The sequence below is a fragment of the Sphingobium sp. YBL2 genome (genome assembly GCF_000943805.1).
Lineage (GTDB): Bacteria > Pseudomonadota > Alphaproteobacteria > Sphingomonadales > Sphingomonadaceae > Sphingobium > Sphingobium fuliginis.
This window is the reverse complement of record NZ_CP010954.1, coordinates 4,686,988-4,704,484: the sequence shown is the minus strand read 5'-3', so window position 1 is coordinate 4,704,484 and position 17,497 is coordinate 4,686,988. Positions and strand designations below refer to the sequence as shown.

Below are 17,497 nucleotides of genomic sequence, written 5' to 3'. Positions count from 1 at the left end.
GCTTGACGCCGGCCCGTATACGCTGCCCTAATAGGTGACGGTCACCGTCAGCGTGTCGAGATAGCCGGCGCCGGCCGCCACATTCTGTCCCGCCGGGATGCGGCCGTAGACGGTGACGCTGTCGTTGAATACCAGCAATGCCAGGACGGTGCGCGTGACGTTGACCGATCCGCCGGTGCCGTTGCCCCATATCTGCGTGCGTGCGGCGTTGGTGTAGAGGTTGTAGTTGAGGGCAGCGGCGCCCCTTCGCAGCGTGCGTGGCGCGAAGCTGCCGGAACTGCCGGCGCTGATGTCGATCGTGTAGGAGCCGGCCAGCGCCACCAGAAGATCGCAATGGACGTTGATCGTACCCGTCGCGTCGGTCGCGGTGGGCGAGAGCGGATTATAGTTGCCGAAGCTGATGCCGGTGGCCGTGACCGTGCAGGAGCAGCCGGCCAGACCGTTGCAGGCGGCCTGGGCAGGGCTTGGCTGCATCAGGAACAGGATGGCCGTCAGCAGCGGCAGGGCCGTCAGGGCCTGAGCGCGCCGCCTCATGGCGCCGGCTCCCGCTGGAACGCGCAGGCGACGGGGCCGATGCGGGGCAGCGTATCGCGCGGCGCGATGCCTGTCACGGTCGCCTTGCAGACGCCGCCGCCCGTGTCGATCTCCAGCACCATCCCTTCGCGGAGATTGCGCACGAAAATTTCTCCGCCGAAGCCGACGAACAGCGTCTCGCCGCCGTCGGTGCGTACGTTCGCGCCGGCTGCGACCGGCTTGCCGTCGGCGGTGGCGACGACCACCGTGCCCGGCCGGTCCTGCTCGACCGGGAAGCGGGCATGGGCCGCTCCCCTGATCCGCGGAACGACGATCATCGTGTCGTCGGGCAGCCGCACGTCCAGCGGCAGGTCGGACGGCGCCAGCGAAATCCGGTTCGCCTCATAGGGTCGCAGGTCCGGAACAATGGCGATGCCCCGCCGGTCGGTGCGCGCGACGGGGCGGTTTTCCTGATAGATGCGCACATTGCCCTGCCCCGGCACCTCGACCACGCCAAAGCCATTTTCGATCCGCCGGGAGGCATGGATGCCGCCGGCCGCGAACATGACCCCGCCGCTCGCGAGCAGCCTCACGCCCGTCTTGCCCCGGAAGCGGGCCGCCTCCAGGCTCAGCTCGCCCGTGGAGCCGCGCCAGTTCATTTCCGCCTGCTGCCGGTCGTTTTCGCCCTCGCTGCCCGCCAGGCGATAGCCCCAGCCGCCCGAAAGCGGCGCCGTCCGCCGTATTTCCGCCAGGCGGTTGCGATTGTCGCCCTGCGCATAGACGCTGGTCCGCGTGCCCAGCGGAATGGTGAGGCCAAGGCCGACGACCGCCTCCGGTTCCCGACCCGCCATGTCGCTGCGGAGGGCGAACAGGCTCATATAGGCGCGGCTGCCGATCCCGACGCTGTAATTGGCCGATCCGATCCTCGCCCGGTTGCCGTCGCCATATTCAAGGTCGGTCCAGGTCACGACCATGCTGCCCAGATCGCCAAGCGACGCCCCGGCCGACGCCTGGAACTGCCGCGCGATGCGGTCCGCCGGGCGGTCTATGCCGATCTGGTCGAAGCCATCCGACGCGCGCTGATAGCTGAGCGCGATGTTCCAGCGCGGCGTGATGCGCGCGAAGGAGGCGCGATAGAGGCCGCCGCTCCCCTCCCTCCCGCGCGATCCCGCCAAAGCGAGGCTGAATTCCCCGAGCAGCGGCCAGACGAACGACAGGCCGCCGCCCAGCATTTGCACGTCGCCGCTCGCCTCCGCCCGGGCATCCACGGTCAGCCAGTCCGTCAGGCCGCGCCTGTAGCTGCCCGCGGCGAAGGCGGTGCCGTAGCTGAAGCTGGCAATGCCATAGTCGCGCCGTTCCGCCCCGGCTTCGAACGACCAGGCGGACAGCCCGGCGCTGAGCAGCCGGGGGCTGACATAATAGGGCGTGCGCACGCGCCGTTCGACGCCCGTGGCGTCGCGCACGACCAGCGTCACCTCGCCCGCGCCCGTCACCAGAGGCACCTGATCGATGGAGAAGGGCCCCTGATCGACGTCCGACTGGAAGCGCACGGCATTGTTCACGAGCAGTTCGACATTGGAGGGCACGGCGGTGCGGCCGAGAAAGGCGGGGGTGGGAAAGGTGATGAGGGTGGGACTGAGTCCGAATTCCGTGCCGTAGCGAACGCCGCCATAGCGTATCTGGCGGCCCCAGTCGGGGCTGGTCGTGACGGTATCGCCCAGGATCAGTCGGCGGAGATCCTGGGGATCGTCGCGGATGAAATAGCTGTCGAGCCGCACGACGCCGTTGCCGATGCCGCTGCTCTGCCCGACCGTCATGCTGTTGGCGAACAGGCCCCAATCGTCCGACAGGCCGGCTTCCAGGAAGGCGGAGGAGGCCAGTTCGTCCTGATGGGAGACCGACAGGTCGTAATTGAGGAAGGCGGCGAAGGTGCCGGCTGTGGGCAGCAGCCTGCCGGCCGATCCGGAAAGCCGCTGCACCGCGAACCGTTCGGCGGGTACGGTCAGGTCAAGCTGCTGGCTGGCCGCATCGAAGGAGGGCGTGATGAAGGAGGGGAGGGGGACCAGCGCCTCTCCGTCGATCGTCACGGGCGGGGCATCGGCGCGGATCTTCCAGCGTTCGAGGTCCGCGGCCTTCAGGAACCAGGCGTCGCCGCGCCGCCCGGCCAGTATCTCGCCCTCCTGCGCCTGGCCGTTGACCAGAAGCCGGACCAGCATCAGCGAGGGCCCGTCGCCGTCTTCCCCGGCGGCCGGCGGCGATCCATGGCCGGGGGGAGCCTGGGCGGCGGCGGGGCGGGACAGGAGGCAGAGCGCGACCATGGCCCCTTCAAGGGCGCGCGACTTCACGGGGCCGCTCCTCTGCAACGATCTCCGCGGCGACATCCGCCTGATCGGTCATCGCGTCGAGTTTCAGGGTCTGGCCGGAAGCGATGGATGCGGCAGTGTCGAGGACGACCTGCTGCGAGGAGCCGGGGAGCAGATAGACCGACATGTCCTGCCGGGCCACTTGCGGACCGCCCTTGCGCGACAGGATCAGGCGGTTGATCTGCACATGGGCGTTGCCTTCGTTGCGGATGGCGAAGGTCATCTGGCGCGGTCCGCTGGGCCAGGCGCGCCAGACCAGCCTGCCCGACCCGCGAGCCGGGGGCACGAAGATCGGAATGCTGATCCGCAGGAGCGTCTGGACGGTTCCGGCGGGAACCGCGCGGGTGCCGGGCACCTCCTCCAGGATCACGCGATAGCTCTTCTCCGCAGCGCCTGTTCCCGTCCTCAGGCCGAAGCGGGCGATCTGCACGGCGCCGGGCCGCATCTCGAACAGGGCGGGATTGGCGAGCACGTCGCGGGTCTCCTCCAGCACGTCTTCGCCCTTTTCCTGCCGCCAGCCATAGACGCGGAGCTGGACGCGGGCGCTTTCCTTGCTGCTGTTCTCTATCGTCATCGTCTGCACCGGTTCCGCCGGCGTCAGCACGACGCGCACCGGGAAGACCTTGAGCCCCGCCGCCTGCACGGGCGGCGCAAAGAGCATCGCCGCCGCTGCCGCAACGCTTGCATATCCCCTGTTCATCTTTTCGCGCTTCAGTAGTTGACGGTTACGGTGACCGTATCGGCATGGCCGCCCGCCGGCACATTCTGGCTTGGCGGGATGCGGCCATAGACGGTGAGCGTGCTGGGCAGCACCGGTGCGGTGGTGGCCGGCGGCGTGTCGGTGCCCGGCGTGTTGCCCCAATTATTCGTGCGCGTCGTCTCCCGGAAGAGGCCATAGTTGAGGAGGTTGGCGCCGTTGACCATCTTCCGGCTGGTGACGGTGGCGCCGCTCGACGTGCCCGCGTTCAGGCCGACGGTGAAGGACGTGCCGACCGTGCACAGCACCGAAAGCGTGGTCGTGGCATCGAGCGGCGTGGCCGATGTGGGATCGTAGTTTCCGAAGCTGAGGGGGTTCGCCGTCACGGCGCAGGCGGTGAGGACGGTCGCCGTCACCGGGAATGTCGTCGTCGTCTGCGCCGCCTGCGCGGCGTCCGGCAAAGCCATTCCGAATATCAGCAGCCCGGCCAGATGGCCTTTGCCATACCGCTTCATGCGCATCTCCTGTAACGCATCCTGCGCCCTGTTCTGGCTATAGGCGCACTCCATGAGCATCGCGGGACCGGCTGCAGCATGTCTGTCCCAATGCCGGTCGTCGCGAGGGAGGAAACGGCGGAAGGCGCGAAGTTGTTCCGATTATTCCGAGGCTTAGGTTAAAATGATACCTCGATATAGCGGGTGGCGGCAGGGGATGCGCCTTGCCCCGCGTGCGCCGGTTCCGCGCCATGGCCGGGAGCGGGCGAAGTCGTGGCTTTTCCGGCCATATATATCCGGGGGCGCTGGCCGGATATGCAATCCACCCGCAGGCCCTCCACGGTGCATGGGGCCACGACCACGGCGCCCACGGCCATGCGCTGCTTCGCTTCGGCGGCATGGACGCTTCCGGTTGAGCCAAGTGCAAGCATGGCCAGAGCCGTGGCGGATTTCATCGGGCTATGGGTGGGCATGTCGTTCCTTCCTCCCTATAGACGACCGCGCAGGTCGTCCATTTAGCCTGTATCCACATTCAGCCCTGATGGCCTGCAAATGGCGCCTGTTGCGCATCCGGCGCTGCCCATGCCTTGAATATGCGCCATTCAGGGGATGCACGTCACTCATTGGAGGATCACGAAAAACCGGCATTTTCGGCTCGTCCTCTTCTGAATGTCGATGCGGGCCGCCAGCGATCTTCGGGGCTGCATGCGCAGCGGCCTTGCAAAGGGAAGGCAGGCGGGGCATTGCACGGCGTCACCGCGCAATGGACGCCATGCTGGTTTACGTCGCGATTGATCTTGAAATGCGACAGGAACGGCATGGATCGCAACGACGCCTCGCCAAAGCGGCCCCACCGCCAGCGGCCGCCCGGCCATGAGCCGCAAGGCAGGCCGGCCGGGATCATCGGACAGGGGCAATCCCCCGCCGCCCGCCGAGGCCGCCCGCCGATAGAAATGGTGGATGTCGCGGACATTCCCGGCGGCGGCCAGTTGCACCTGCTCAAATGCGGCAAGGAATATTCCATCCAGTTCGGTCGCGACGAGTTGATGGGCAGTCAGGACCATGTTTCGGAAATGGCGCTGGCCACGCTGACGAGCGAGCGTCTCGACAGGAAGGACGGTCATGTCCTGGTGGGGGGACTGGGCATGGGCTTCACGCTGGACGCCGTGCTGGGTTCCTGGACCTGCGACGCGCTGGTGACGGTCGCGGAACTGGTGCCGCAGATACTGGTGTGGGCCAAGGGGCCGCTGGCGCATCTGTTCAGGGACAATCTCGCGGACCCGCGCGTCAGCGTTCGGGTGGTCGACGTCTATGACATCATCATGGAGGGGCCGGATCGGTTCGACGCCATCCTGCTGGATGTCGACAACGGTCCGGACGGTTTCATCACGTCGCGCAACGACCGGCTCTATTCGCATGCCGGACTCTCCGCCGCCTATGACGCCTTGCGGCCGGGCGGGCTGTTGTCCGTCTGGTCCTCCTATTCCGACGATTGCTTTGCGGGGCGGCTGGAGGAAGCGGGTTTCGACGTCGATGAGATCGTCCTGCCGGCCTATATCGGCAGCACGGAACGCTGGCACAATATCTGGTTTGCCGCCAAGCCGGGCCCGGCCATCCGGAAGGCAGCCGCTTCGCGCTGACAGCGGCTCAGTCGTCCCATTTCCCGCCGGATTTCTTCTTCTGTCGTTCGCCCAGCATATAATATTGGCGCATGCAGGGACAAATATTCGGCTATATTCCGCTATCGATGGCGTGATGTCGCCTCTTCCTCTTCCCGGCGCAGAACAGAGATGATCTTGGCATAGGCCCTTGCCTGCTCTTCATGCCTCGTCCGCTCCACCGGGCAGATGGCCAGATCGGCATGATTCAATTCGGCCTTTCTGCGACGGTCGAGATAATCGAACTGGCTCATGACTATTTCCATCGTGCCGGCGGCGTCCATTGTCTGGCCATGTGCGACGCTGATCGCGTGACGCTGCCCTCGATCAGCCTGTCCTTCATCAGGACGCGGAAGGCGTCCGCGTCCCGCGGATCGAGCAGGACGACCCGCGCCCCGCCCGAAACCAGTTCCTCCAGCGCGGATATGCGGAAGGCGTGCTTCGTGCACATCGTCTTGATGCTGTCCGGCGTGGCGCGGACGTTGACGACCCTGCTCATGCCGCGCCGCCCTCCACATTGAAGGGAAAGGGGTTGAAGGGCGCCGAACCGTCCGCCCGCCTGGAACGATAGGGATGGGGGTGATGGCGGATCCGCGCCGCATATCCCTGCGCGAGCCGTTCGTGGACGCGGCCGGCCTCCGGACTGTGCGCCGTCCGGGCGCGCAGCAGTTCTTCCTGTTCGCGCTTGAGCAGATAGTTCAGGTCTTCCATGACGAGGCTCCTCGGCTGGCAAGCGGGAGCACGATGGTCTCTCTGTCACGGCGAATGCTTGCGGCAAATTTCGCGCAATAAAGGAACTGTAGCACAAGGGGCCGCTCCCGTCTCGCGCGAAAGTCGTGCAAGTTCCAAAAACTTCTGTTCGGGTCATGCAGAGGATGCTACCAGCAGTCATCGGATTTCCGCTTCGCACGATCCGACAGAGAGACTTGCGTGCTCCCGCGCAGAGGGAGCATGTCGTGCAGGAAGATTGTCTTTCCTTTCAGGTCGCGCCGGTCGTATCGGTCGTCGTGCCGATCCTTCCGGGACGGTGCGTCTTCGGACGGAGCGGCTGATGCCGCGAATATGACGGCGCTGCGGCGCTCCCGTTGTTCCAGACTGTTATCCAAGGCCCCATGACGATCCAGCCCCCATCTCCCCCATCGCTCTCCCGAATCCAGCAGAACTGGCTTGCCGCGAACGAGCGGCGGTTGCTTGGCTGGCTGTGCGGCCGGATGCCCGCCTGGGTCACGCCGGACCGGTTGACGGCGACCGGAATGGTCGGCGCGCTGATGATATTCGCCGGCTATGCCGCCAGCAACGTCGCGTCGGCCTGGCTGCTGTTGGCGATTGCGGGCTATGCGGTGCAGTGGTTCGGTGACTCCATGGACGGCAGCCTGGCGCGGTATCGGCGGATCGAGCGACCGTCCTACGGTTATTTCATCGATCATAGCTGCGATGGGCTGGCGACGCTGCTCATCCTTGCCGGGATCGGCCTCAGCCCGTTCGTGACGATGGATGTCGCGCTGATCGCGCTGGCGGGTTATCTGCTGCTGTCGATCCATGCCTTTCTGTCCGCGCGGGTATTGGGGGAATTGAAGCTTTCCTATCTTTCCGCCGGGCCGACCGAACTCAGGCTGCTGCTGATCGGACTGACGGTCATGATGATGGTGCTGGGGTCCGGTCCAGGCCTGTTCGGGCGCTGGTCGGGCTTCGACCTCTTCGTCGGGACGGCCGGTTCGATCCTGATCCTTCTTTTCATCGGCCAGACCCTGGTCACGGGCAGAAGGCTCGCTCTGGCGGAAACGGCGCATCGCCATGCTTCCAAATGAGGCGGCGGCGCCCCGGATCGGTGCGGGGGCGCTCATCATCGGGAGACAGTCATGACCGTGCGCCTCGCCCATTTCGCCATAGAGGCCGACGGCGAAAGCTATCGGTTGCGCCTGACGCTGGAGGACGGTTCGATCCTGGTGGTCGGGGCGTCCTTCGATCAGCTCGACCGATTGGGCGAGGAGATAGACCGGCGTCTTGACGCCGACCAGGACCTGTTGCCGCCCGACCTCTGAAGCAGCCGATCATCGGGATCTGCCCTAGGGCAGAAGCGACTTCAGCGCGCTGCGCAAGCGGTCGGGCCTGAACGGCTTCACCAGGCGCGGCACGTCCGCGAAGCGGGCGGGGATGGTCCATCCGTCATAGCCCGTGGCGAAGGCGAAGGGGATGCGCTGCTCCACCAGCGCGTCGGCGACGGGAAACGCCATGTCGCCGCACAGATTGACGTCGAGCACGGCCAGGTCGATCCGCGTTCCGGACCCGATCAGGGACAGCGCGTCCGCGACGCGCGGCACCGGCCCCAGGATCACGGCATTGTCCTGTTCCAGGGCCTCGGCAATATCGGCGGCGATGAGATATTCATCCTCTGCGATCAATATGCGGCAATCCTGCAGCGCAGCTTCGGTCATCTTCCACCGCCTTCACTATCCTCAGAGGGGACGCGCACGTCGATCGTGCAATGAACGCCGTCAGTCTCCACGGCGTAGCTGGTTTGCGCATTGAGCTGATAGGGCAAGGCGCGTTCGATCAGTTCCCGGCCATAGCCGCCGCCCTTCGGTTCCGCACCGGGGGCGGGCAGTTCGGACACGCCGCGCTCGCGCCAGTCGACGAACAGCCGGCATTCGCCCGGCGCGGGCCTGCGGATGTCCCAGCGGACCTCCAGCCGGCCGGCGGGTTGCGACAGCGCGCCATATTTCACCGCGTTGGTCGCCAGTTCGTGCAGGGCGAGCGCGAGCGTCTGAACCGTCGCCGATTTCAGCGATATGCCGGCCGGCCCGGTAAGCGTCACATGCTCTCCCCTGCCGTCTGCATCCAGCGGGACATGGGCGGACAGTTCCTCGCGCAGCAGCGCGTCGAACGTGACCCGCAGCCCGCCCTTGCGACGGGATAGCAGTCCCTGGACGCGGGCCAGCGCATCGAATCGGTCCCCGATGCACTGGGCGAAATGATCGAGCGAATGGCTGCCCTTCAGCGTGCGCGCCGTGACCGACTGGACCACCGCCATCAGGTTGCGCGTGCGGTGCTGAAGTTCCCCCACCAGCACTTCCTGATGCGCCTGCAACTGGACGATGTCGTCGACATCGGTCGACGTTCCCAGCCATTCGAGCAAGCTGCTCTCGCTGGAGCGCACGGGTACGCCGCGGGTACGGAAATGGCGGTAGCGCCGGTCCTGCGCGTTGAATATCCGTCCTTCGATCTCCAGGCTGCCGGTCTGTTGCGCCCGGGTCCATGCCGCCATGGCATGATCCCGGTCGTCGGGATGGAGCATCTCCAGCCAGCCGAGCGACCGGCTGGCCTTCTCGCTCTGGCCGGTGAAGGCGCTCCATTGCGGGCTGGACCAGGTCCACTGGCCGCTGTCCACGGCGCGCCAGACGAGTTGGGGCATGCCCTCGATCAGCGTGCGGAACCGCAATTCGCTGCGTTGCAGCGCCTCCATGGCGGTGCGTTGCTCATGCATGTCGGTGGCGGCGGCGAACCAGGCGAGGATCGTGCCGTTCGCGTCGCGCATCGGTTCGGCGCGGATCAGGAACCAGCGATAATCGCCCTGCGCGTCGCGAATGCGGTGCTGTTCCTGATAGACGGTGCCCGCCGCCATCGCCTGCGCCCAGGCCGCGAGGGAGGAGGCGCGGTCCAGCGGATGCAGCGCATTGGTCCAGCCTTCTTCCTTCAGTTCCTCCTTATCCCAGCCGGTATAGTCGCACCAGCGCTGGTTGAACCAGTTGGCATGGCCGGTGGCGTCGCTGCGCCAGAGGAGGTCGGGCACAAGGTCCGCGATCGTGCGCAGGGAGTTTTCGGTCGCGCGCAACGTGTCGTTGATCTCCTGGATCTGGCGGGTGCGTTCCTCGACGCGGCCGTCCAGTTCGTGATTGGCCTGTTGCAGGCTGCTGTTGGCGACTTCCAGTTCCTCCGTCAGGACCTGCAATTCCTCGAAGGCGACGCGCAGCTCCTCTTCGGCCTGCCCCTGTTCGACGGACGGCAGGGCAGGGGGCGCCGGCGGCGGCGCCGAGCGGGCGGCCTGAAGGTCCTGCGACAATTGGGTCACGCGGCGGCTCAGCCGGTCGCGATCCTCCATCAGGCGCGCATTCTCCTCCAGCGCGGATTCGAGGGACGTGCGCAACTGTTCGACCTCGTCGAGCAGCCTGGCGCTGATCTGCCCCGGAGCTTCAGCCTTCTTGCCCATGATTTTCCCTGTTGCGTCACCCTGATAACGCGCCCGCGGGGGAATTGGCTCTAAAATAAGTTGGTTCCGTCTGAACCTTTTTGTCGGCGCGCTTCGTTGCCCCCATGGAGAAGCACAGCATGCCCAGCAGGGACATTATCGTGATCGGGGCATCGGCCGGGGGAGTGGATGCCCTGCGCCGGCTCTGCGTCGCGCTGCCCGCCGATCTTCGCGCCTCGCTGTTCGTCGCCCAGCATCTTTCGCCTTCGGCGCGCAGCGTGCTGCCGCAATTGCTCGACAGGGCCGGGCCCTTGCCTGCGCTGTCCCCGGTGGACGGACAGGCGATCGAGCCGGGGCACATCTATGTGTGCGCGCCCGACATGCATCTGCTGCTGCGTCCCGGCAGGATATTGATGCGGCGCGGTCCCTATGAGAACCGCACGCGGCCGGCGGTGAACGCCCTGTTCCGATCGGCGGCGATCCATTATGGCGGGCGCGTGACCGGCATCGTGCTGACCGGCCTGCTGGACGACGGGACCGATGGGCTGATCGCGGTCAAGGCGGCCGGCGGGCTTTCGGTCGTGCAGGACCCCGCCGACGCGGAATGGCCGTCCATGCCGCGCAACGCGCTGAAGCGCGATCATGTCGACCATGCGCTCGCCCTGGATCATATACCCGACCTGCTCGCGCGGCTGGTGCGGGAGGAAGCGGGGCCGACCATACCCCTGCCCGAGGAATATCTGATCGAGGACCGGATTGCCGCACAGGAGTTTGCCGTGGCTGAACCGCAGATCGTCACGCCGGGTGAGCCCAGCCACCTGTCCTGCCCCGATTGCGGGGGCGTGCTGAACCATATCGAGACTGAGGATGAAGTCCGCTTCCGCTGCCAGGTCGGCCATGCCTTCACGCCGCTGGGACTGGCGGCGGCGCAGAATGACGAGCTGGAGCGGGCGCTGGCGATTGCGGTGCGGACGCATCGGGACCGCATCCGGCTGTTCGAACAGATGCAGCACAGCGCGGAGAAACGCGGCCTGGCGCATGCGGTCCAGCGCTGGACGGAAGCTTCGCGGGAAAGCGGGCATATGATCGAGGTGCTGGAAGAGGCGATGACGAGCCTGCGCAAGGCGTCGAACGAAGCGGAGGGTTGAGGCTGCCCGGCGGCCGGCCGTAATGGAGCAGCAGCGCGCTCATCTCTGCAAGGGGGCAGACATGGTCCACCGGCGCGCAGGCGATGGCCCGTTGCGGCATGGAAGGAGCGACCGCCTCCGCCGGGTCCTGCACGATCGCGATGCCGCCGCCCTGCTTGATCGCCAGCAGGCCCGCCGAACCGTCCTGCAGCTTCCCGGTCAGCACGATGCCGACGACGCGCGGGCCATAGGCGGCGGCGGAGGATCGGAACAGCGGGTCGATGGCGGGCCTGCTGAAATTCTCCTTGTCGCCATGGGCCAGCCTGACGCGGCCGCCCTCCACCGTCATGTGCAGGTCGGGCGGGGCGACATAGATATGTCCGGCCAGTATCTCCTCGCCATCGGCGGGCTGGCCGGCGGGCAGCTTGCCAGCGCGGTTCAATATGTCCGCGAGCCGGCTGACGCCGGTGCCGACATGCAGTACGATGAGCATGGCCGCGTCCATCCCGGCGGGAAGCTGCGCCACCAGCCGGACGAGCGCATCGACGCCGCCAGTGGAGGCGCCGACGACGATGATGTCATGGCCGGCCATGTGCCGCCTTTCTATTCGAGCGCGGCGGACAGTTCGCGCTCGCTCCTGTCATATACCATGGCGACGAGGATGGGCGGCGTTTCTTCGGAAAAATATTGCAGGCGCAGGTCGACGGGCAGACTGCCGCCTTCCCCGAACCGCATCGCCGTCTGGAGCGGCAGCTCCGGCAGTTCGCCGCCCAGCAGCGGGGCGAGGATGGCGTGCAGGTCGTCGGCGGATATGTCCGGCAGCAGGTCGGGCAGGGCCATGCGCGAAAGCTGGTGGGCGTTGAAGCCCAGCTTCTTCTGCGCGCTGTCGTTCACCAGCAGGAAGCGAAGATTATCGGGGTCCAGAAAGTAGATCTGATTGGCCGCGCCGCCCAGCACGCGGCCAAGATAACGGGTGTAATCCTCGCTGTTGCGTTCGTCGGTAATGTCCTGGAAGACGAGCACCAGCCCGTGATTCGCGCCGGTTTCGTCCAGCAGGCCGGTAATGCGTATCCGGCAGATGATGCGGCGTCCGCGTCGGTCCAGCCCCTCGAGCTGGCGCTCGGTCTGCTCCTCCGACCCCGACTGGACCGCGATCATGTTGTCGCGCAACTGTTGGACGGGCAGGCCGATGTCCAGCCTGTCGAAACTGGTGCCGAGCACCTCCTCCGCGCGCAGGCCCCAGCTGTTTTCGCTCCAGCGGTTCCAGCTCTGGATGAAATGGCGCGGGTCGAGCACGACGATGCCCGCATTCATCGAGCGCAGCACCGATTCGAGATGGAGGCGGTACCCGGCCGCCTGTTCGGCCTGTATGCGCAGTTCCTCGTTGACCGATTCCATCTCCTCATTGGAGGAGCGGGCTTCCTCGTTCAGCGTTTCCAGTTCCTCATTGGTGGACTGGAGTTCCTCATTGGTGGTCTCCAGCTCCTCATTGGTGGACTGAAGCTCCTCATTGGTGGTTTCCAGTTCTTCATTGGCGGACTGGAGTTCCTCGATCGACTGTTCGAGATTTTCCTGCGCCGCCTCCAGTTCCCGCCGCAAGCCGTGAATGCCGGTATGGTCGTGGAAAGCGAGCAGGATGGCATGCACGCTGCCGTCCGCGCGCTGGAGCGGGCGGACGTCGATGGTGAGCCGCATCACCTCCGTCTGGTTGAGCCGATATTCCTGGTCCTCCAGCCGCAGGCCCCTGCGGCCGCGGAACGCCTCGTCAATCGGGCCGCGCAATTCTATGGGACGGTAGGAAATGGGCAGGTCCTGGAACGGCCGGCCAAGATCGGCCTCGCCCACGCCCAGCAGGTTGCGGGCCGGAAGATTGGCGAGCGCCACCGCGCCGCTGTCGTCGATCACCAGCAGGGCGGTGCCGACCTCGTCGATCACGGCCTCCAGCAGGTGGACGTCGGGCAGGGGCATGTCGAGCCGGGTCGGGCGGTTGGCGGTGAAGCTGCCGTTCAGAGGGCGGCGCCATTCCTGGGGCACCTTGGCGAAAATGCGGTGCTTCATGTCGACGGGCCGGAACAGCGAGGATCGCGCAAGCTGCGTTTCCGCCTTGCCCAGGAACAGGAAACCATCGGGGTTCAGCGCATAATGCAGGCGCGGCAGCACGATCGACTGGGTTTCGGCCTCCAGATAGATCAGCAGGTTGCGGCAGGTGAGCAGGTCGATGGGGACTGTCAGGAATTTCGTGTGTGGCGAGGCATAATGGGTAACAAGGAGACCCAATATGTCACGACGCAAAGAACCCTCGATACCGAACGACATTCTCGATCAGCTGCTTGCCGGCACTGACGCGGCGGCAGCGCTCAGCCAGGGCGGCCTGCTTGATTCCCTGAAGAAGGCTTTTGCCGAACGTGCGCTCAATGCGGAGATGGATCACCATCTTGGCCAGGAGGAGCAAGGGAACAACAGCCGGAACGGCTATGGCCGCAAGACAGTGACGACCGACGGAGGACGGATCGAGATCGAGGTGCCACGCGATCGGGCTGGCAGCTTCGATCCGCAGTTGATTGCCAAATACCAGCGACGCTTCCCCGGCTTCGACGACAAAATCATTTCGATGTACGCGCGCGGCATGAGCACCCGGGAGATCACCGGGCATCTGCGCGAACTGTATGGCATCGAGGCCTCGCCCGACCTGATCAGCACGATCACGGACGCGGTGTTGGAGGAGGTCACAGCCTGGCAGCAACGCCCGCTGGACCCAGCCTATCCGCTGGTTTTCTTCGATGCGATCCGGGTCAAGATCCGCGACGAAGGCATGGTCCGCAACAAGGCGATCCATATTGCCCTGGGCGTCATGGCCGACGGCACCAAGGTGGTCCTGGGGTTATGGCTGGAGCAGAATGAAGGCGCCAAGTTCTGGCTGCGCGTCATGAACGAACTGCGCAACCGCGGTGTCGAGGATATCATGCTGGCCGTCGTCGATGGCCTGAAGGGTTTTCCCGACGCCATCACCGCCGTCTTCCCCGAAGCGATGGTTCAAACATGCATCGTCCATCTGCTGCGGAACTCGATGGATTTCGTGGCATGGAAAGACCGTAAGGCGCTTGGGGCAGCTCTGAAGGCCATCTACCGCGCCGTCGATGCCGTAGCCGCCGAGGAAGCGCTGACGGCCTTCGAAGCGGGCTTCTGGGGGCAACGCTATCCGGCTATCGGCCAGAGCTGGCGCAGGGCGTGGCCCGAAGTCATCCCATTTTTCGCGTTTCCTGAAGAAGTCAGGCGGATCGTCTACACGACAAACTCGATAGAGGCCCTCAATTCAAAGCTCCGCCGCGCCGTTCGTGCGCGAGGTCATTTCCCCAACGATGAGGCCGCCACCAAGCTGCTCTATCTGATCTTGAACCGATCGGAAAAAGAGTGGAAAATGCCGCCGCGCGAGTGGAACATGGCGAAGGCTCAATTTGCCGTTCTCTTCGGCGAACGCTTCATCAGGGCCATGACGGCCTGATGGTCAACCGCCTCGCCGCACACGAAATTCCTGACAGTCCCGGTCGATGCGCGAGATGGGCGCGTCATGCACGACATTGTGGCGGCCGAAGATCACGCATTTGCGCAATTCCCGCTCGAACACATAATGATTGCTGGTCCGCTCGAAATATTTTTCGAGCAGATGGCCGGGCACGCTCTCGACCTCCCGGGGCGAATAGGTGGCGACCCGCGCCACCTTCAGCGCTTCCTCGTCCAGATCTGTCGCATATATCTTCACGCGCCGGCAGAAGTCGCCCATGCCCATCGCCTCGGCCAGCAGCATGGCGATGGAATAGGGTTCCTCGCCGCTGGCGCAGCCCACGCTCCAGACCCGGATCGCGCGGTCGTCCTCCGCATTTTTGAAGATTTCCGGGATCACCTCGTCGCGGATCACGTTCCACGCATCCTCGTCGCGGAAGAAGGAGGTGACGTTGATCAGGACGGTGTTCAGCAGTTCCTCATATTCGCTGGGCTGCGCCTCCAGGCAGGTACGGTAGGCGGCGAAATCCTCCGCGCCGACCGCCTCCATCCGCAGGGAGATGCGCCGCCGCAGGCTGGTGCGCTTGTAGCCGCGGAAGTCCAGTCCCCGACTCTCCTGAATGTGACGCAGCAGGGCTTCGAACTCGGGATCGGGGGCAGCTCTTTCGACCATTGAACTCTTTCGGCTCCGCAACAGGATTGCCCTTGCTATGCCCGAATGGCGCCGCCGTCCATGCCGCTTGCCTGCGAAGCCGAAATATCAACGGGTTGCCGGGCCGCAACAGGGTCAATCGTCCGTTTCAGCGACGCCGTTGCGATTGTCGTCCTCCCCCACCTTGCGGCCGCCCAGATGGCCGGTGCCGTGATAGCCGATCTCCGTCTGCCCGCCATGGCCCATGCGGCTGCCGAAGTCGTTCTTCGACTTCCTGCGCCCGTGCGGATAGGGGGCGCCGGCGCTTTCCCCGCCGGGACTCGTCGCGGACATGTCGAGATCGCTGACCCCGTCCGGATGGGAGCGCCTGCCGCCTTCCTGCCGCGGCTGCATGCGCCTGTCTTCGCCGTCGCCGTCGCCGTCGTCGTGGGTGGACGCCATGTCCGCGCCGCCCGCCTCGACGAAGGCGGTGCCGGATATGTCCTCCACCTCCGCCTTCACGCCCCCGATCCGGCGCCGCCTTGGACCTTTTCCAGCCGGTTCGTCGGCGGCGCGTTCGCCGCGCCAGCCCTGTTCGGGCGGCGCCGCGTCGTCCCTGATGGGCGATCCTTGCCCTTGCAGAAATGCATTGCGGTCGTTCATCGCGCGTCTTCCTGAAAATATCCGCTTTCAAAAGCAACGCATCGGGTGGAGGGGCGATCCGCGCAGGACGATAAACTGGATCAGCTTCGGACGGTCTTTTCCATGGCGCGGCGTTCGCCACCGGAAGCGCAGCCGGAACCCGGTTGCCGGTCCTTCATCGGAAATCCTGCCGGGTGGGGGCGGAAGTTTCCAGGCTTCTGCTTCCGCTACTTTCATGATACGGGCCGCCATGATTGTCGATCCGGAATGGTTCCGGATCGCAGTCGAAGTTTTACGGCGGAAATATCGTAGATCGGTTCGCTGTAAACTGCATTAGCGTTCCATCGCGGATCGCGGAACGCTTGCTCCCGGTGAGGCTTAACTGTCCTTGTTCGATGTGGGAGCAATCATGAGCAGGGTAAATAGAAGCGCCAGGGCAACGGCAAGATTGCTCGTCGGTGCGGCCATAGAGGCGGCGGGGATCGCGGCCCTGTGCATCCTGCTCCATGTCTGGCTGACCGGCGCGCCGCTTCGGCGGGAGGCGGTCATGGCGGCGGTGCTGGGCGCCGGGGCCATGGTTCTGATCGCCGGGGGTGTGCTGGCCTGCGTCCGCCATATCCTGCACGGCGAATTCAAACCCGGCGGGGCCAGCGCCCGCACCCATCATCCCGACATATTTTCATCCGGCAGCGGAGTCTGAGGAGACCATTCCATGTTCATGCATAATAAGCGGCTTCAATATACGGTCAGGGTTTCGGAAACCAATCCGGCGCTCGCTTCGCTTCTTCTGGAACAATTTGGCGGACCGGACGGAGAACTGGCGGCGGCAATGCGCTATTTCACCCAGGGTCTTGCCGAGGACGATCCCGGCCGGAAGGACATGCTGCTGGACATTGCGACCGAGGAACTCAGTCACCTGGAAGTGATCGGATCGATCGTCGCCATGCTGAACAAGGGCGCGAAGTCGGCCTTGACCGAAGCGTCGATGGAGGAGGCGGAACTCTACATGTCGCTGAATGCGGGCGGCAACAGCCATACCCAGTCGATCCTCTATGGCGGCGGGCCTTCGCTCACCAACAGTTCGGGCGTTCCGTGGACGGCCGCCTATGTCGACAGCCGCGGCGACCCGACCTGCGACCTGCGGTCCAACATCGCGGCGGAAAGCAGGGCCAAGATCATCTACGAACGGCTGATCAACATCACCGACGATCCGGGCGTCAAGGATGCGCTGGGTTTCCTGATGACGCGGGAGGTTTCGCACCAGAAGAGCTTCGAGAAGGCGCTCTATTCGATCAAGGACAATTTCCCCGCCGGCAAGCTGCCCGGCCTTGCTCCCTATGCCAACCTCTATGTCAACGCCTCCCAGGGGGAGGGCGATGCGGTCGGCCCCTGGAATACGGGCGAGCAATGGGAACGGCTGGACGATGTCGAGGGCAAGCTGCCGGTCGATGGCGGCGACGGCCAGGCCTCGGTCACGCTCCGCGAGCAGGAGATGCAGGATTTCGCGGCCATGACCGGCCGGCTGCAGTCCGATCCCAACGCCAATCCGGTGACCGGCGCGGACCTGGGCGGCGGGCCGGGTGCGGGCAAGTTGAGCGACGAGGATCTGGGCGGGGCGAGCGACATGGCCGACGCCCGGTCGCAGGCCGCCGCCAAGAGCCCCCTCCAGTCCGACGGGGAGTGAG

21 protein-coding genes and 1 pseudogene are annotated in these 17,497 nt (G+C 65.4%); 7 read left to right on the top strand and 15 right to left on the bottom strand.

Features of this window, described 5'->3' with window-relative positions; genetic code table 11:
* Positions 1 to 27: 27 nt before the first annotated feature.
* The 5 genes from TZ53_RS21850 to TZ53_RS21830 all read right to left on the bottom strand — a co-directional run bounded on the left by TZ53_RS21850 (position 28) and on the right by TZ53_RS21830 (position 4,540).
* Positions 28 to 534 (bottom strand): Csu type fimbrial protein, encoded by a 507-nt coding sequence (locus tag TZ53_RS21850; protein ID WP_044662699.1) that lies wholly within the window; start codon positions 532 to 534, stop codon positions 28 to 30.
* The gene (locus tag TZ53_RS21845) at positions 531 to 2,858 is read right to left on the bottom strand and encodes a fimbria/pilus outer membrane usher protein (protein ID WP_229742411.1); all 2,328 of its coding nucleotides are present in this window, start codon (positions 2,856 to 2,858) and stop codon (positions 531 to 533) included. The genes TZ53_RS21850 and TZ53_RS21845 overlap by 4 nt, the downstream gene beginning before the upstream one ends.
* The gene (locus TZ53_RS21840; RefSeq protein WP_044662698.1) at positions 2,839 to 3,576 is read right to left on the bottom strand and encodes a fimbrial biogenesis chaperone; all 738 of its coding nucleotides are present in this window, start codon (positions 3,574 to 3,576) and stop codon (positions 2,839 to 2,841) included. Before TZ53_RS21840 ends, TZ53_RS21845 begins: the two co-directional genes overlap by 20 nt.
* Before the next feature lie 11 nt (positions 3,577 to 3,587).
* Positions 3,588 to 4,088, bottom strand: a complete 501-nt coding sequence (locus TZ53_RS21835) for a Csu type fimbrial protein (protein ID WP_084694388.1) — start codon at positions 4,086 to 4,088, stop codon at positions 3,588 to 3,590.
* Between the two features lie 158 nt (positions 4,089 to 4,246).
* Positions 4,247 to 4,540 carry a hypothetical protein gene (locus TZ53_RS21830; RefSeq protein WP_128830691.1) on the bottom strand — a complete coding sequence of 98 codons (294 nt, stop codon included), beginning with the start codon at positions 4,538 to 4,540 and terminating at the stop codon, positions 4,247 to 4,249.
* A 480-nt stretch (positions 4,541 to 5,020) separates the two neighbouring features.
* Between TZ53_RS21830 and TZ53_RS21825 the strand changes: the two genes are divergently transcribed.
* Positions 5,021 to 5,707, top strand: coding sequence for a spermidine synthase (locus TZ53_RS21825; RefSeq protein WP_371873077.1), 687 nt, complete (start codon positions 5,021 to 5,023; stop codon positions 5,705 to 5,707).
* 101 nt (positions 5,708 to 5,808) lie between these two features.
* Here the strand turns inward: TZ53_RS21825 and TZ53_RS21820 are convergent, their stop codons facing one another.
* Genes TZ53_RS21820 through TZ53_RS21810 form a run of 3 tightly spaced genes read right to left on the bottom strand, consistent with a single transcriptional unit; the run spans position 5,809 to position 6,436 of the window.
* A complete protein-coding gene (locus tag TZ53_RS21820) occupies positions 5,809 to 6,009 on the bottom strand; it encodes a hypothetical protein (protein WP_037481640.1) in 201 nt (66 codons plus the stop codon).
* Positions 5,982 to 6,224 (bottom strand): hypothetical protein, encoded by a 243-nt coding sequence (locus tag TZ53_RS21815; RefSeq protein ID WP_025547548.1) that lies wholly within the window; start codon positions 6,222 to 6,224, stop codon positions 5,982 to 5,984. The genes TZ53_RS21820 and TZ53_RS21815 overlap by 28 nt, the downstream gene beginning before the upstream one ends.
* Entirely contained in the window at positions 6,221 to 6,436 is a 216-nt protein-coding gene (locus TZ53_RS21810; RefSeq protein ID WP_044662696.1) for a hypothetical protein, read from the bottom strand. Before TZ53_RS21810 ends, TZ53_RS21815 begins: the two co-directional genes overlap by 4 nt.
* A 401-nt stretch (positions 6,437 to 6,837) precedes the next feature.
* Here TZ53_RS21810 and TZ53_RS21805 point away from each other — a divergent pair, with 401 nt between their 5' ends.
* Positions 6,838 to 7,533: a CDP-alcohol phosphatidyltransferase family protein gene (locus tag TZ53_RS21805; RefSeq protein WP_044662695.1), complete on the top strand. Its 696-nt coding sequence runs from the start codon at positions 6,838 to 6,840 to the stop codon at positions 7,531 to 7,533.
* 51 nt (positions 7,534 to 7,584) lie between these two features.
* Positions 7,585 to 7,767, top strand: coding sequence for a hypothetical protein (locus TZ53_RS21800; protein ID WP_025547543.1), 183 nt, complete (start codon positions 7,585 to 7,587; stop codon positions 7,765 to 7,767).
* Positions 7,768 to 7,791: 24 nt separating this feature from the next.
* On the opposite strand, the gene TZ53_RS21795 is transcribed toward TZ53_RS21800, so the two are convergent.
* Positions 7,792 to 8,160, bottom strand: coding sequence for a response regulator (locus TZ53_RS21795; protein ID WP_044662694.1), 369 nt, complete (start codon positions 8,158 to 8,160; stop codon positions 7,792 to 7,794).
* Entirely contained in the window at positions 8,157 to 9,932 is a 1,776-nt protein-coding gene (locus TZ53_RS21790; RefSeq protein WP_052628243.1) for a sensor histidine kinase, read from the bottom strand. Before TZ53_RS21790 ends, TZ53_RS21795 begins: the two co-directional genes overlap by 4 nt.
* Before the next feature lie 119 nt (positions 9,933 to 10,051).
* Between TZ53_RS21790 and TZ53_RS27385 the strand changes: the two genes are divergently transcribed.
* Entirely contained in the window at positions 10,052 to 11,059 is a 1,008-nt protein-coding gene (locus TZ53_RS27385; protein ID WP_044663202.1) for a chemotaxis protein CheB, read from the top strand.
* Positions 11,060 to 11,150: 91 nt separating this feature from the next.
* Here the strand turns inward: TZ53_RS27385 and TZ53_RS27980 are convergent.
* Both TZ53_RS27980 and TZ53_RS21780 read right to left on the bottom strand, forming a co-directional pair.
* A pseudogene (locus TZ53_RS27980) lies at positions 11,151 to 11,630 on the bottom strand (chemotaxis protein CheB); the annotation flags it as partial.
* Positions 11,631 to 11,641: 11 nt separating this feature from the next.
* The gene (locus TZ53_RS21780; protein ID WP_084694387.1) at positions 11,642 to 13,354 is read right to left on the bottom strand and encodes a PAS domain S-box protein; all 1,713 of its coding nucleotides are present in this window, start codon (positions 13,352 to 13,354) and stop codon (positions 11,642 to 11,644) included.
* Between TZ53_RS21780 and TZ53_RS21775 the strand changes: the two genes are divergently transcribed.
* Positions 13,317 to 14,540, top strand: coding sequence for an IS256 family transposase (locus tag TZ53_RS21775; RefSeq protein ID WP_044660505.1), 1,224 nt, complete (start codon positions 13,317 to 13,319; stop codon positions 14,538 to 14,540). The two genes, TZ53_RS21780 and TZ53_RS21775, sit on opposite strands and share 38 nt — an antisense overlap.
* A gap of 3 nt (positions 14,541 to 14,543) precedes the next feature.
* Here TZ53_RS21775 and TZ53_RS21770 read toward each other — a convergent pair whose 3' ends face one another.
* From TZ53_RS21770 to TZ53_RS27250, 3 genes are all read right to left on the bottom strand, one after another.
* Entirely contained in the window at positions 14,544 to 15,212 is a 669-nt protein-coding gene (locus TZ53_RS21770; protein WP_052628240.1) for a CheR family methyltransferase, read from the bottom strand.
* A 114-nt stretch (positions 15,213 to 15,326) separates the two neighbouring features.
* The gene (locus TZ53_RS21765) at positions 15,327 to 15,833 is read right to left on the bottom strand and encodes a hypothetical protein (protein ID WP_044662693.1); all 507 of its coding nucleotides are present in this window, start codon (positions 15,831 to 15,833) and stop codon (positions 15,327 to 15,329) included.
* A 27-nt stretch (positions 15,834 to 15,860) separates the two neighbouring features.
* Positions 15,861 to 16,064 carry a hypothetical protein gene (locus TZ53_RS27250; RefSeq protein ID WP_130029756.1) on the bottom strand — a complete coding sequence of 68 codons (204 nt, stop codon included), beginning with the start codon at positions 16,062 to 16,064 and terminating at the stop codon, positions 15,861 to 15,863.
* Between the two features lie 157 nt (positions 16,065 to 16,221).
* Between TZ53_RS27250 and TZ53_RS21760 the strand changes: the two genes are divergently transcribed.
* Together TZ53_RS21760 and TZ53_RS21755 are read left to right on the top strand one after the other, a co-directional pair.
* Positions 16,222 to 16,512, top strand: coding sequence for a hypothetical protein (locus tag TZ53_RS21760; RefSeq protein ID WP_044662692.1), 291 nt, complete (start codon positions 16,222 to 16,224; stop codon positions 16,510 to 16,512).
* Positions 16,513 to 16,524: 12 nt separating this feature from the next.
* Positions 16,525 to 17,496 carry a manganese catalase family protein gene (locus TZ53_RS21755; RefSeq protein ID WP_044662691.1) on the top strand — a complete coding sequence of 324 codons (972 nt, stop codon included), beginning with the start codon at positions 16,525 to 16,527 and terminating at the stop codon, positions 17,494 to 17,496.
* The last annotated feature ends 1 nt before the right edge of the window (position 17,497 follow it).

Coding starts and splice junctions, on each gene's coding strand:
- TZ53_RS21850 (WP_044662699.1), bottom strand. CDS start 534: ATGAGGCGGCGCGCTCAGGCCCTGACGGCCCTGCCGCTGCTGACGGCC.
- TZ53_RS21840 (WP_044662698.1), bottom strand. CDS start 3,576: ATGAACAGGGGATATGCAAGCGTTGCGGCAGCGGCGGCGATGCTCTTT.
- TZ53_RS21835 (WP_084694388.1), bottom strand. CDS start 4,088: ATGAAGCGGTATGGCAAAGGCCATCTGGCCGGGCTGCTGATATTCGGA.
- TZ53_RS21830 (WP_128830691.1), bottom strand. CDS start 4,540: ATGCCCACCCATAGCCCGATGAAATCCGCCACGGCTCTGGCCATGCTT.
- TZ53_RS21825 (WP_371873077.1), top strand. CDS start 5,021: ATGGTGGATGTCGCGGACATTCCCGGCGGCGGCCAGTTGCACCTGCTC.
- TZ53_RS21820 (WP_037481640.1), bottom strand. CDS start 6,009: ATGGACGCCGCCGGCACGATGGAAATAGTCATGAGCCAGTTCGATTAT.
- TZ53_RS21815 (WP_025547548.1), bottom strand. CDS start 6,224: ATGAGCAGGGTCGTCAACGTCCGCGCCACGCCGGACAGCATCAAGACG.
- TZ53_RS21810 (WP_044662696.1), bottom strand. CDS start 6,436: ATGGAAGACCTGAACTATCTGCTCAAGCGCGAACAGGAAGAACTGCTG.
- TZ53_RS21805 (WP_044662695.1), top strand. CDS start 6,838: ATGACGATCCAGCCCCCATCTCCCCCATCGCTCTCCCGAATCCAGCAG.
- TZ53_RS21800 (WP_025547543.1), top strand. CDS start 7,585: ATGACCGTGCGCCTCGCCCATTTCGCCATAGAGGCCGACGGCGAAAGC.
- TZ53_RS21795 (WP_044662694.1), bottom strand. CDS start 8,160: ATGACCGAAGCTGCGCTGCAGGATTGCCGCATATTGATCGCAGAGGAT.
- TZ53_RS21790 (WP_052628243.1), bottom strand. CDS start 9,932: ATGGGCAAGAAGGCTGAAGCTCCGGGGCAGATCAGCGCCAGGCTGCTC.
- TZ53_RS27385 (WP_044663202.1), top strand. CDS start 10,052: ATGCCCAGCAGGGACATTATCGTGATCGGGGCATCGGCCGGGGGAGTG.
- TZ53_RS21775 (WP_044660505.1), top strand. CDS start 13,317: ATGTCACGACGCAAAGAACCCTCGATACCGAACGACATTCTCGATCAG.
- TZ53_RS21780 (WP_084694387.1), bottom strand. CDS start 13,354: ATGTCGTTCGGTATCGAGGGTTCTTTGCGTCGTGACATATTGGGTCTC.
- TZ53_RS21770 (WP_052628240.1), bottom strand. CDS start 15,212: ATGGTCGAAAGAGCTGCCCCCGATCCCGAGTTCGAAGCCCTGCTGCGT.
- TZ53_RS21765 (WP_044662693.1), bottom strand. CDS start 15,833: ATGAACGACCGCAATGCATTTCTGCAAGGGCAAGGATCGCCCATCAGG.
- TZ53_RS27250 (WP_130029756.1), bottom strand. CDS start 16,064: ATGGCGGCCCGTATCATGAAAGTAGCGGAAGCAGAAGCCTGGAAACTT.
- TZ53_RS21760 (WP_044662692.1), top strand. CDS start 16,222: ATGAGCAGGGTAAATAGAAGCGCCAGGGCAACGGCAAGATTGCTCGTC.
- TZ53_RS21755 (WP_044662691.1), top strand. CDS start 16,525: ATGTTCATGCATAATAAGCGGCTTCAATATACGGTCAGGGTTTCGGAA.